11 protein-coding genes are annotated in these 12,863 nt (G+C 62.6%); all 11 read right to left on the bottom strand.

The window, feature by feature from the left end; genetic code table 11:
* Position 1: 1 nt before the first annotated feature.
* Positions 2–550: a hypothetical protein gene (locus J3D60_RS27775; RefSeq protein WP_092356418.1), complete on the bottom strand. Its 549-nt coding sequence runs from the start codon at positions 548–550 to the stop codon at positions 2–4.
* A 15-nt stretch (positions 551–565) separates the two neighbouring features.
* Positions 566–1,282 carry a TetR/AcrR family transcriptional regulator gene (locus tag J3D60_RS27770; protein ID WP_027604515.1) on the bottom strand — a complete coding sequence of 239 codons (717 nt, stop codon included), beginning with the start codon at positions 1,280–1,282 and terminating at the stop codon, positions 566–568.
* Positions 1,283–1,388: 106 nt separating this feature from the next.
* Positions 1,389–2,891, bottom strand: coding sequence for a lysine--tRNA ligase (gene lysS / locus J3D60_RS27765; protein ID WP_027604516.1), 1,503 nt, complete (start codon positions 2,889–2,891; stop codon positions 1,389–1,391).
* A 91-nt stretch (positions 2,892–2,982) separates the two neighbouring features.
* Positions 2,983–4,078 (bottom strand): peptide chain release factor 2 gene (gene prfB, locus J3D60_RS27760; RefSeq protein WP_098465888.1). Its coding sequence is split into 2 segments (ribosomal slippage): positions 2,983–4,005 and positions 4,007–4,078, totalling 1,095 coding nucleotides; the frame shifts between segments, so codons are not numbered across the junction.
* A gap of 156 nt (positions 4,079–4,234) precedes the next feature.
* On the bottom strand, positions 4,235–5,236 hold the full coding sequence (locus J3D60_RS27755; protein ID WP_065926488.1) for a PleD family two-component system response regulator: 1,002 nt from the start codon (positions 5,234–5,236) through the stop codon (positions 4,235–4,237).
* A 51-nt stretch (positions 5,237–5,287) separates the two neighbouring features.
* Positions 5,288–6,298: a chemotaxis response regulator protein-glutamate methylesterase gene (locus tag J3D60_RS27750; RefSeq protein ID WP_065938739.1), complete on the bottom strand. Its 1,011-nt coding sequence runs from the start codon at positions 6,296–6,298 to the stop codon at positions 5,288–5,290.
* Positions 6,295–8,577, bottom strand: coding sequence for a hybrid sensor histidine kinase/response regulator (locus tag J3D60_RS27745; RefSeq protein ID WP_253493484.1), 2,283 nt, complete (start codon positions 8,575–8,577; stop codon positions 6,295–6,297). Before J3D60_RS27745 ends, J3D60_RS27750 begins: the two co-directional genes overlap by 4 nt.
* Positions 8,574–9,275: a chemotaxis protein CheW gene (locus J3D60_RS27740; RefSeq protein ID WP_253493483.1), complete on the bottom strand. Its 702-nt coding sequence runs from the start codon at positions 9,273–9,275 to the stop codon at positions 8,574–8,576. The genes J3D60_RS27745 and J3D60_RS27740 overlap by 4 nt, the downstream gene beginning before the upstream one ends.
* Complete coding sequence (locus tag J3D60_RS27735) at positions 9,272–10,525, bottom strand: protein-glutamate O-methyltransferase CheR (protein WP_253493482.1); 1,254 nt, start codon at positions 10,523–10,525, stop codon at positions 9,272–9,274. Before J3D60_RS27735 ends, J3D60_RS27740 begins: the two co-directional genes overlap by 4 nt.
* Positions 10,522–11,034, bottom strand: coding sequence for a chemotaxis protein CheW (locus J3D60_RS27730; protein ID WP_253493481.1), 513 nt, complete (start codon positions 11,032–11,034; stop codon positions 10,522–10,524). The genes J3D60_RS27735 and J3D60_RS27730 overlap by 4 nt, the downstream gene beginning before the upstream one ends.
* Positions 11,034–12,656 (bottom strand): methyl-accepting chemotaxis protein, encoded by a 1,623-nt coding sequence (locus J3D60_RS27725; RefSeq protein WP_027604523.1) that lies wholly within the window; start codon positions 12,654–12,656, stop codon positions 11,034–11,036. The genes J3D60_RS27730 and J3D60_RS27725 overlap by 1 nt, the downstream gene beginning before the upstream one ends.
* Positions 12,657–12,863 lie beyond the last annotated feature (207 nt).

Raw genomic sequence — 12,863 nt, 5'->3', positions numbered from 1 at the left:
GTTATTTGCCCGCACGCTGGTAGCGCACGGCTTCAACGAACACATCGGCATTGGCCGGGTCATCCAGGTAGGCAAACACCTGGCTCATGGAACTGTCGACCCGTACGCCGGCACCTTCGACGGTCTCCACGCTGCTGCCCTGCAGCACCTGTTGCCCGATGGCCTGGTGAATCTGTTCGAGGTCGAGGTTATAGACCACCAATTCGTGCTTATCGTCGAACTCGAACCCCGCCAGGAAGTAATGCCCTCCGAACCGGGCCGGCAACGGTGCCGACAGGTACCAGCGGTTGCCATGACGCGAAACGGTAAACAGGTACTCATCACGCTGGGCCGGCGTGGCTTTAGGGTAGCTCACTGCCTTGTAGCGGTGCTCACCGGCACGGCTGATGCGCAGATTGAGCGGTTCGCCCCAGGCATTCCTGCTGGTCCAATGGCCCAGCAACTCATCCGGCGCCGCCTCATGGGCGGGCAACGGGTCCTTGAACGTGACCAGGCAACCGCTGAGCAACAGGAACGACAAGGCGATTACCGCCACACGCCAGGTTTTCATTGGACTCCCCCGGTGTCAGACCGAGGCCAACACCAAATGCATGTAACGCTTGAGGATCTCAAGCATCTCTTCACCGGTCAGAGGCTCTGCGCCGCCCAGCAGGCCCTGATATTCCATCCGACTGATAATCGCCGTCAACACCTTGGCGTCCTGTTGCGGCTCGCGGGAGCCCAATACCTGGAAAAACTGTCCCGTGCCCTGCAACAGGATCTGCTGGTGGGACCGCACCAGCTCGGCCAGGCGCGGGTTGAGCAAGGCTTCCTGGCGAAAGGCCTGTTCGGCCATCAAATGTTCGCGGCGATTGGTCAGTTGGCGCAGCACATAGTCGGCGGTCAGCCGCGCAATGTCATCGGCCAGTTGCGAGCGCGATTCCGGGCTGCCATCGCCATAGGCGACCATCTCACGCAGCAGGCCTTCGTTACGCACCCATAGCTTGCCCATGAAGGCGGCGCTGCGTTCAACATACTGGGCGAAGGTATCGGTGAGCAGGTCATCGATGTCCTTGAAGTAATAGGTAGTGGCTGACAACGGCACACCGGCCTCGGCCGCCACGGCCCGATGGCGCACGGCGCGCACGCCATCGCGCACCACGATGCGCATGGCTGCATCGAGAATGTCTTGCCTGCGTTGCTCGCTGCCCCGACGGCTGGCCTTACGGCCCTGGTACTGGACGCTTTCAGCCACGGCAGCGGCAATGCCGGCGGCGCCTTCTTGAGCGGTTACGCGGTTCACGACACACATCCTTGAATAGATCAAAACCTGGCGCTGTTTGCTTGACGCTTAAAAACGCCACATAAAAAAGCCGCCTTATAAAAGGCGGCTTCGGATTTCGCTACGCTTACGCTTGTGGCCGCATGTGCGGGAACAAGATCACATCGCGGATCGACGGCGAGTTGGTCAACAACATCACCAGGCGGTCGATGCCGATACCTTCACCGGCCGTTGGCGGCATGCCGTATTCCAGGGCACGTACGAAGTCGGCGTCGTAGTGCATGGCTTCGTCATCGCCGGCGTCCTTGTCGGCCACCTGGGCCATGAAGCGCTCGGCCTGGTCTTCGGCATCGTTAAGCTCGGAGTAGGCGTTGGCGATTTCGCGGCCGCCGATGAACAGCTCGAAACGGTCGGTGACGTTCGGGTTGTCGTCGTTGCGACGGGCCAGCGGCGACACTTCGAACGGGTACTGGGTAATGAAGTGCGGCTGTTCCAGCTTGTGCTCCACCAGCTCTTCGAAAATCATCACCTGCAGTTTGCCCAGGCCTTCGAAGCCCAGCACCTTGGCACCGGCTTTCTTGGCGATGGCGCGGGCCTTGTCGATGTCATTGAGGTCGTCGGCGGTCAGCTCAGGGTTGTACTTGAGGATCGAGTCGAACACCGACAGGCGCACGAACGGCTCGCCGAAGTGGAACACCTTGTCGCCGTACGGCACGTCGGTGCTGCCCAGGACCAGTTGCGCCAGCTCGCGGAACAGTTCTTCGGTGAGGTCCATGTTGTCTTCGTAGTCGGCGTAGGCCTGGTAGAACTCCAACATGGTGAATTCCGGGTTGTGCCGGGTCGAGACGCCTTCGTTACGGAAGTTGCGGTTGATCTCGAACACCTTCTCGAAGCCACCGACCACGAGACGCTTGAGGTACAACTCAGGCGCGATACGCAGGAACATTTCCAGGTCCAGTGCGTTGTGGTGGGTTTCGAACGGCTTGGCTGCGGCGCCCCCCGGGATGGTCTGCAGCATCGGGGTTTCCACTTCCAGGAAGTCACGCTGCATCAGGAAGCTGCGGATGTGGGCGATGACCTGCGAACGCACGCGGAAGGTCTGGCGCACGTCTTCGTTGACGATCAGGTCAACGTAGCGCTGACGGTAGCGTTGCTCGGTATCGGTCAGGCCGTGGTGCTTGTCCGGCAACGGGCGCAGGGACTTGGTCAGCAGGCGCACGCTGGTCATTTCCACGTACAGGTCGCCCTTGCCGGAACGGGCCAGGGTGCCTTCGGCGGCGATGATGTCGCCCATGTCCCAGGTTTTCACCGAGGCCAGGGTTTCTTCAGACAGGGTCTTGCGGTTGACGTAGACCTGGATACGCCCGGTCATGTCCTGGATCACCATGAACGAGCCACGGTTGAGCATGATGCGACCTGCCACCTTGACCGGGATCGCCGCTTCTGCCAGCTCTTCCTTGGTCTTGTCCGCGTACTGCTTCTGCAAGGCATCGCAGTAGTTGTCGCGACGGAAGTCGTTGGGGAAGGCATTGCCCTTGGCGCGCTCGGCAGCCAGCTTTTCCTTGCGCAGGGCGATCAGGGAGTTTTCTTCCTGTTGCAGGGCTTGCGGGTCGAGTTGTTGGTCGCTCATGTCTTTAAATTTTCCATCAGGTTCGTGGTCCCCGGCCTGCGGCCGGGGATCGCCGGCAAGGACTGGGCGTCCCCCCGGTTCCTACAAGGGGTTACAGGCCAGATTTCAGGCTGGCTTCCAGGTATTCGTCAATGTCACCGTCGAGTACCTTGTCGCAGTCGCTGCGTTCGATGTTAGTGCGCAGATCCTTGATCCGCGACGCATCGAGCACATAAGAGCGGATCTGGTGACCCCAGCCGATATCCGACTTGGTGTCTTCCAGCGCCTGGGAAGCGGCGTTGCGCTTCTGCATTTCCTGCTCGTACAACTTGGCCCGCAGCATTTTCATGGCGGTGTCCTTGTTCGCGTGCTGGGAACGTTCGTTCTGGCAGCTCACCACGGTATTGGTCGGTACGTGGGTAATACGTACGGCCGAGTCGGTGGTGTTTACGTGCTGGCCACCGGCACCGGAGGAGCGGTAGGTGTCGATACGCAGGTCAGCCGGGTTGATCTCGATTTCCACCTTGTCATCGATCTCGGGCGAGACGAACACCGCAGAGAACGAGGTGTGGCGACGGTTGCCGGAGTCGAACGGGCTCTTGCGCACCAGGCGGTGTACGCCGATCTCGGTACGCAGCCAGCCAAAGGCGTATTCACCCTTGATGTGCACGGTCGCGCCCTTGATACCGGCGACTTCACCAGCCGACAGTTCCATGATGGTGGCGTCGAAACCGCGTTTGTCGGCCCAGCGCAGGTACATGCGCAGCAGGATGTTGGCCCAGTCCTGGGCTTCGGTGCCGCCGGAACCGGCCTGGATGTCCAGGTAGGCGTTGTTCGGGTCCATTTCGTGGCTGAACATGCGACGAAATTCAAGCTTGGCGAGGTTTTCCTCGAGACGGGCCAGCTCGGCGACGACATCGCCCACTGCGCCTTCGTCGTTTTCTTCGACGGCCATGTCCAGCAGGTCGCGGCAATCGGCCAGGCCGGTGTTCAGTTCGTCGAGGGTGTCGACGATCTGCGCCAGCGCAGCGCGCTCGCGTCCCAGTTCCTGGGCGTATTCAGGTTTGTTCCAGACACTCGGATCTTCAAGCTCGCGATTGACTTCGGTCAGACGCTCATGCTTTTGATCGTAGTCAAAGATACCCCCGAATAGTTTCGGAGCGCTCGGACAGGTCCTTGATGGTGTTAAGGATCGGGTTGATTTCCATGGCGGGCAGCACTCGTTGGCGAACTTTTGAAAGCCGGCGAGTATAACGGCAAACGGGGGGGAACGGCAGTCCGCCTGGCGAAAAGGCAGATTACGCAGGGTTAAATGTGGGAGGGGGCAAGCCCCCTCCCACATTTTGATCTGTTGCGGCCTCAAGTCACTCGATACCGACCAGGTTTCGCCCGTTGTGCTTGGCCGTATACAAGCCCTTGTCCGCCGCCATGATCAACTGGCGGCAATCGGTACCCTGCACCGGCGTCATGGTCGACAGCCCGATGCTGATGGTCAGGCTCGAGCCTTCCGCCGGTGCGATATGCGGGATCTTCAGCGCGGCGACGGCCATGCGCAGCTTTTCCGCCACCAGGCGTGCCCCACCCGGCGAGGTGTTCGGCAACACCAGGGCAAACTCTTCGCCGCCATAGCGCGCCGGCAGGTCCGAGGGGCGGCTGCTGGCTTCGCGGATGGTGTTGGCCACTTTGCGCAGGGCTTCGTCACCCTCGACGTGGCCAAAGCTGTCGTTGTAGGTCTTGAAGAAATCCACGTCGATCATCAGCAATGACAGCTGGGTCTGGTCACGCATGGCGCGGCGCCATTCCAGCTCCAGGTATTCGTCGAAGTGGCGACGGTTGGATAGCCCGGTCAGGCCATCGGAGTTCATCAGCCGTTGCAGCACCAGGTTGGTGTCCAGCAGCTGTTGCTGGCTGACCCGCAGCGCACGGTAGGCGGCATCGCGCTGCAGCAGGGTCATGTAGGAGCGCGAGTGATAGCGGATACGCGCCACCAGTTCGATATTGTCCGGCAGCTTGACCAGGTAATCGTTGGCCCCCGCCGAGAACGCCGCGCTCTTGATCAGCGGGTCTTCCTTGGTGGAAAGCACGATGATCGGGATGTTCTGCGTGGCCGGGTGGTTGCGGTATTCGCGCACCAGGGTCAGGCCGTCGAGGCCGGGCATCACCAGGTCCTGCAGGATCACCGTGGGTTTGATGCGGATGGCCTGGGCAATCGCCTGGTGCGGGTCGGCACAGAAGTGGAAGTCGATGTTTTCTTCGTGGGCCAGGCCACGCCGGACGGCTTCGCCAATCATGGCCTGGTCGTCGACCAGCAACACCATGGCGGCGTTTTCGTCGGTCTTGATGTCGTCGATCTGTAAATCATTCATGTGCAGTCACCTGAATTACTGCCTGCAAGCCAACACCGCGGAAGGTCATGATCATTTTGCAAAGACCTCCAGCAATCGGGGCGCAATTCTATCCAGTGGGCGAATTTCAACAGCAGCATCAATCGCCGCCGCCGCTTTGGGCATGCCATACACCGCCGAGCTTTGCTGATCCTGGGCGATGGTCAAATAACCTTGTTCACGCATTAGCTTGAGCCCCTGGGCCCCGTCACGGCCCATACCGGTCAGCAGTACGCCGACGGCATCGCCATTCCAGTGGCTGGCCACGCTTTCGAAAAACACGTCGATCGAAGGCCGGTAAATCTCGTTCACCGGCTCTGCGGTATAGGCTAGCGTGCCATTCTTCAATAAACGAATGTGGTGATTGGTGCCGGCCAGCAGCACCACCCCGCTTTGCGGCGGTTCGCCTTCGCGGGCCAGTCGTACCGGCAGGCCGGAGGCGCTGCTCAGCCATTCGGCCATGCCGGCGGCGAAGACCTGATCCACATGCTGCACCAGCACAATGGCGGCGGCAAAGTCCCGGGGCAACCCCTTGAGCAGGATTTCCAGGGCAGCCGGGCCACCCGCCGAAGAACCGATAGCCACCAGGCTCTGGCGTTTGCCGGTGCTGCGCTCCGGGGTGGTTTCGGCGCGCACACGGCTGCCGCGCTGGCCGATCAGCCAGCCGATGTTGAGGATCTTGCGCAGCAATGGCGCCGCCGCATCCTTGGGGTTGCCCACGCCGAGCGCCGGCGTGTCCACCACATCCAGGGCGCCGTGGCCCATGGCTTCGAACACCCGGCTCATATTGGCCTGGCGGTCGACGGTCACCAGCAGGATCGCGCATGGGGTCTCGGCCATGATCTGCCGCGTGGCTTCCACGCCGTCCATCACCGGCATGATCAGGTCCATCAGGATCAGGTCCGGGGTCAATTCGGCGCAGCGCTGCACCGCCTCCAGGCCATTGCTGGCCACCCACACCACCTGGTGCATGGGCTCGAAGCTCAAGGCACGGCGCAGGGCCTCCACGGCCAGGGGCATGTCATTGACGATCGCAATCCTCATGATCGCGCGCCTCCGATCAGCTCCACCACGGCATCCAGCAGCGCGTCATCGTGGAAGCTGGCCTTGGCCAGATAATAATCCGCCCCAGCGTCCAGCCCGCGACGGCGGTCTTCTTCACGGTCTTTGTAGGACACCACCATCACCGGCAACGATTGCAGGCGACTGTCACGGCGCAGGAGTGTGACCAATTCAATACCGTCCATACGAGGCATATCGATATCAGTGATAAGCAGGTCGAAATCTTCGGAGCGCAAGGCGTTCCAGCCGTCCATGCCGTCGACCGCGACGGCCACTTCGTACCCGCGATTGAGCAATAACTTGCGTTGCAACTCCCGCACAGTGAGCGAGTCGTCCACCACCAGTACCCGCTTGCGCGGTGCCTCGGTGGCCTGCTGGCTGCGCCGGGCGATGCGCTCCAGGCGCCCGGTGTTGAGCAGCTTGTCCACCGAGCGCAGCATATCTTCCACATCGACGATCAATACCACCGAGCCGTCGTCCAGCAAGGCGCCGGCGGAAATATCCTGGACCTTGCCCAGGCGATCATCCAGCGGCAGCACCACCAGGGTGCGCTCGCCGATAAAGCGTTCCACGGCAATGCCGTAAACCGCATCGCGCTCGCGAATCACCACCACCTTCAAGGTTTCGTCACTGCTCTGCCCCGATGGGCGCTGCAACAACTGGCTGGCGGCGACCAGGCCGACATGCCGACCTTCGTGCCAGAAATGCTGGCGGCCTTCCAACTGCACAATGTCGTCGGGGGCCAGGTCGCACATGCGCTCGATATGCGCCAGCGGGAACGCATAGGCTTCCTCGCCGACTTCCACCACCAGGCTGCGCACCACCGACAGGGTCAGTGGCACCTCCAGGTGGAAGCGACTGCCCTGCCCTGCCGTCTGCTCAAGCACCACCGCGCCGCGCAGTTGGCGGACCATATGCTGCACCGCATCCAGCCCGACACCGCGTCCGGACACTTCGGTGACCTTGTCGCGCAGGCTGAACCCCGGCAGGAACAGGAACGTCAGCAGTTCCTCCTCGCTCAGGTTCAGGGCCGTCTCCCAGGTTGAAAGATGACGATCGACGATGGTGCCGCGCAGGCGCTCCAGGTCGACGCCATTGCCGTCGTCACTCAGCTCCAGCACCAGCAGGCCGGCCTGATGGGACGCGCGCAGGCGGATCAGGCCTTCGGCGGGTTTGCCTGCCAGCAGGCGTTGCTCGGGCATTTCGATACCGTGGTCGACGGCATTGCGCAATAGATGGGTGAGTGGCGCTTCGAGCTTTTCCAGCACGTCGCGATCGACCTGGGTCTTTTCCCCCTCGATCTCCAAGCGCACTTGCTTGCCCAGGCTGCGGCCGAGGTCGCGCACCATGCGCACCTGCCCGGCCAGTACATCGGCAAACGGGCGCATGCGACAGGCCAGCGCAGTGTCGTAGAGCACCTGGGCACGCTGGCCGGCCTGCCAGCCAAACTCATCCAGCTCGGCGGTCTTTTCCGCCAGCAGCGCCTGGGCTTCGCTCAACAGGCGACGGGTATCGGCCAGGGCTTCCTCGGCTTCGAGGCTCAAACCCAGGGTCTTGAGCTGGCCATCCAGGGTATCCAGGGCGCGTACGCTCTGGCTTTGAATCCGTTTGAGACGCTGCATGCTGGCCAGGTAGGGCTTGAGCCGCTGGGTTTCCACCAGGGACTTGCTCGAGAGGTCCAACAGGCTGTTCAAGCGCTCGGCGGTCACGCGCAATACGCGTTCGCCACCTTCGGTCATGCGCCGGCCCTGACGCGGCGGATCGCTGGCGACGGGCGGTGCGGGCTCAGGCTCCGGCGGCAGCTCTTCGATGAGCGGCGCCGGGGCGGGCTCAGGCACAGCGGGCAGCGGCGCGACGTAGGCACTGGGCTGGGATGGGTCCAGCAGGCGCTCCATCAATGCCACATAGGCGTTGATGTCCGCCGTGCCGACATCGTTGCCAGGGGTGGCGATACGCATCAGCAGGTCGGTGCCTTGCAGCAACGCGTCGATATGCTCGGGTTGCAGGTGCAGGCGGCGTTCCTGGGCGCTGACCAGGCAGTCCTCCATGACATGGGCCACGCTGACCCCGGCGTCCACCCCGACGATACGCGCCGCGCCCTTGAGCGAATGCGCGGCACGCATGCAGGCTTCAAGCTGGTCGGCCTGGGTAGGGTTGCGCTCCAGGGCCAGCAGGCCCGCGCTCAGCACCTGGGTCTGGGCATCGGCTTCCAGGCTGAACAGCTCCAGCAGCGAGGCGTCGCGCATCTGGTCGGGGGTCATGTGAGGCTCCGGGTCACGGCGGACAACAGTTGCGCCTCGTCCAGCCACCGCAGGCTACGGCCTTTCCACTGCAACACACCCTGGGTGTAGCGCGCGCTGGCCTGGGTACCCGAGGCCGACGCCGCCTTCAGGGTGCGCTCATCGATGGCATGAATGCCATCCACTTCGTCCACCGGCACCACCACCGGGCCATCCTGCGCGGCGATGATCAGCATGCGCGGCATGATCCGCCCACCGCTGGCGCCCTGATGGGTTGTTTCCAGGCCAAGCAACTCCACCAGCGACAGGCACGCCACCAGCGCGCCACGCACATTGGCCACACCGAGCAAGGCACGGGAGCGCTGGTGCGGCAGCGAATGAATCGGTTGCAACGGGGCCACCTCCACCAGGCAGCGTGTGGCGATGCCCAGCCATTCCTCGCCGAGGCGGAACATCAACAGCGAGCGGGTGACGATCTTTTCGTCGACCTCGGCAACCGCCACCGGACGACGGTCGTCCTGCTGCAAGGCATAGCGGTCCAGCAAGCGCGTGGCGGCAGCCGAGTACACCGAACAGTTGCGGCAGTGGATATGCTCCACCAGCAGCGGGCACGACTTGTCGCCATGGATACCGATACGGTTCCAGCAGTCGTCGATGGCTTGGGTGTCGGCCAGGGTCAAGTCCAGGCCTGCGGTGTTGAGCGCCTCGGTGCTACTCATCGTTTGGACTCACTGTCTGCTCGCTCGCTGCGGGCGGCCCGCGCCTGTAAACGGCGCGCCCCCGCATTGTCGCCCTGGGACTCGAGCAAGGCGGCCAGGTGCATCAAGGCCTGCGGGTGCTGGGGTTCCAGGTACAAGGCTTTACGATAAAACCCCTGGGCTTCCAGGGCGCTGCCGGCCACGTCGCTGAGCAACCCCAGCCAGTAGAACACCTGGGCGGCCGGCGGGTGACTGTTCAGATACTGCTCGCAGGCGGCGCGGGCCTCGGCACTTTTACCTTCGTTGGCCAGGCTGGCGATGCGGCTGAGCAAAGTGCCCGCATCGGAGGGCGGCGCCTTGATCGGCCCCGCCTGGGTGCTGGCCGTGCTGAACGGTCGCGGCTTGACCGGGACCGGCGCGGCGCTGCGCGGTGGCGTCGGCATGGGCACGAATACCGGCTCAGGCTTCACCGGTTCGGCATGCCGGCTGAAGGCAAATGACTGCGGCACCCCAATCGAGCGCATGCCGTGGCGCCCCAGCAAGCTGCCCTCCGCGGGGCCGATAAACAGCACGCCGTCCACATGGGTCAGGCCCTTGAGCACATCGAAGACTTGCTTCTGGGTCGGCTGGTCAAAGTAGATCAGCAGGTTGCGGCAAAACACGAAATCGTAGCTCGCCTCGTTCGCCAGCAGCGTCGGGTCGAGCAGGTTGCCGACTTGCAGGCGCACCTGTTCACGCACGCGGTCGGCGATGTGGAACCCGTCGCCGTATTCCGTGAAGTGGCGGTCGCGAAAGGAAATATCGCCGCCACGAAACGAGTTCTTGCCATACACCCCGCGCCGGGCGCGCTCCACCGACAGCGGGCTGACATCCAGGCCCAGGACCTTGAACTGGTGCGGCGCCAAACCGGCATCCAGCAAGGCCATGGCAATGGAATAGGGTTCTTCGCCGGTGGAACACGGCAGGCTGAGAATGCGCAGGGCGCGCATCTGCTTGATCTCGGCCAGGCGTGCAAGCGCCAGTCGGGCCAGGGTCGCAAAGGATTCGGGGTAACGAAAAAACCAGGTCTCGGGGACGATCACGGCTTCGATCAGCGCTTGTTGCTCGTCCTCGGAGCTTTGCAGGTGCTGCCAGTATTCACCTGGTGTTTGTGCCTGCACGGCCTGGCTGCGCTGGCGCACGGCGCGCTCGATGATGGCCTCGCCGACCGACGCGACATCCAGGCCGATACGTTCTTTCAAGAAGGCAAAAAAACGCGGGTCGTTGCTCATAGGCTCAGCTCGGCAGAAAACAACAGGGCGCGCACATCATCGGTGAGCACGTCATTCACGCCAATCCACTGCATCAGGCCCAGGGCATCCTCCCGCACCGGCCCCAGGTACCGCGCCTGGCTGTTATCCAGGCCGTAAGGCTGGAATTCCGCCGGGTCGCACCGCAGGGTGTCCGTGGCCTGCTCGAGGATCAGCCCGAGCCAGCGCGACTCGACCCAGGTGTGCGGCTGGTAATTGACCAGCACCAGGCGCGTACTCGTCCGCGCCTGGGCCGCTGTGCCGAAGGTCAGCGCGCTCAGGTCGATGACCGGTACCAACGCCCCGCGATGGGCAAAGATGCCCGCCACCCACAGTGGCGCATGGGCGATGGGCTTGAGTGGCAGGCGTGGCAACACCTCGGCCACCTCCGTGGCCTTGAGCGCAAAGCGTTCGCTACCGATGTGAAACACCAGGAACAAGGCTTTTTTCGCTGCCGGAATGGCGCCGCGTTTAGCCGCGAGGTCGCTCATCAGACTTTGAAACGCGACACGCCGCTGCGCAGACCCACCGCAACCTGGCTCAGTTCATCGATGGCAAAGCTGGCCTGGCGCAGGGACTCCACCGTCTGGCTGCTGGCATCGCCCAGTTGCACCAGGGCATGGTTGATCTGCTCGGCGCCGGTGGCCTGGGCCTGCATGCCTTCGTTGACCATCAACACCCGCGGCGCCAGGGCCTGTACCTGATGGATGATCTGCGACAGCTGCTCGCCCACTTGCTGCACTTCGAACATGCCTCGACGGACTTCTTCGGAGAACTTGTCCATGCCCATCACGCCCGCCGAAACCGCTGACTGGATTTCACGCACCATCTGCTCGATGTCGTAGGTGGCCACGGCGGTCTGGTCGGCCAGGCGCCGCACTTCGGTGGCCACCACGGCAAAACCGCGCCCGTATTCACCGGCCTTTTCGGCTTCGATGGCGGCATTCAGGGACAGCAGGTTGGTCTGGTCGGCGACCTTGACGATGGTCACCACCACCTGGTTGATGTTGCCGGCCTTCTCATTGAGGATCGCCAGCTTGGCATTCACCAAGTCGGCGGCGCCCATCACCGAGTGCATGGTTTCTTCCATGCGCGCCAGACCTTGCTGGCCGGAACCGGCGGCCACCGAGGCCTGGTCAGCGGCGGTAGACACTTCGGTCATGGTGCGAACCAGATCCTTGGAAGTGGCAGCGATCTCCCGCGAAGTGGCACCGATCTCAGTGGTAGTGGCCGCCGTTTCAGTGGCAGTGGCCTGTTGCTGCTTGGAGGTGGCCGCAATCTCGGTGACCGAGGTGGTGACCTGCACCGAAGAGCGCTGGGCCTGGGACACGAGGGCCGTGAGCTCGGTCATCATGTCGTTGAAGCCGGTTTCCACCGCACCGAACTCGTCCTTGCGCTCCAGGTTCAAGCGTTTGCTCAAGTCTCCGGTGCGCATGGTTTCGAGGATCTCGACGATACGCTGCATCGGCGCCATGATCGCGCGCATCAGCAGCAGGCCACACAGGCCGGCGGCGAGGATCGCCACGGCCAGCGACAGGAACATGCTGACCTTGGCAGAGGCAACGGCGTCGTCAATGGCGGCCGTCGCGTTGTCGGACACGGCCTTGTTTTCCGTGATGATGTCATTGAGCTTCATGCGCCCTTCGGTCCAGATCGGCGTCAATTGCTCTTCCAGCAGCTCGCGCGCGGCCGGCAGGTCATTGGCTTCGACGCGATCGAGTACCTGGGCCAGGACCTTGTTGTAATTGATGTGGGCGGCCTTGAAGTTGTCGAACTCCATGCGATCGGCCTGGCTATGCACGGTTTTTTCGTAATTGGCCATCTGCTGTTCGATACGCGATTCGAAGGCCTTGTAGTCCGATTTATCGCTATTGGTGAAGGTTTTATCCTCACGCAGGCCAATGATATCGATGGTCTGCAAATAACTGTCGACCCATGCGCTGCGGATCATCGAACTGAGGTAAACCCCCGGCACCGCGTCGTCACGCACCGATTCCTGGCTGGCTTCAATCTTCAGCAACCGTGAGTAGGACACCACAACCATCAGCAGCATGATCGCGATAATGACCGCAAAGCTCGCCAAAATCCGCTGGCGCAAGGTCCAATTCTTCACAGTGTTTCCTCGAAGGGCCATTCAAATGGAGGGGAGTATAGCTGAGCAGAAGCCCTCATTTATCAATGGGTTTCGATGTGGCACACACACATTGCAAAAACACCTATGGGAGGGGGCTTGCTCCCGATTGCCGTGGGTCAGTTGCAGAGATTCGAACTGGACCACCGCTATCGGGAGCAAGCCCCCTCCCACAGGTTGGATTTGCCC

It is taken from the genome of Pseudomonas sp. S3E17, from assembly GCF_024168685.1.
GTDB classification, from domain to species: Bacteria; Pseudomonadota; Gammaproteobacteria; order Pseudomonadales; family Pseudomonadaceae; genus Aquipseudomonas; species Aquipseudomonas marginalis.
The sequence above is the reverse complement of the archived record's forward strand: the minus strand, read 5'-3'. Positions and strand labels throughout refer to the sequence as shown.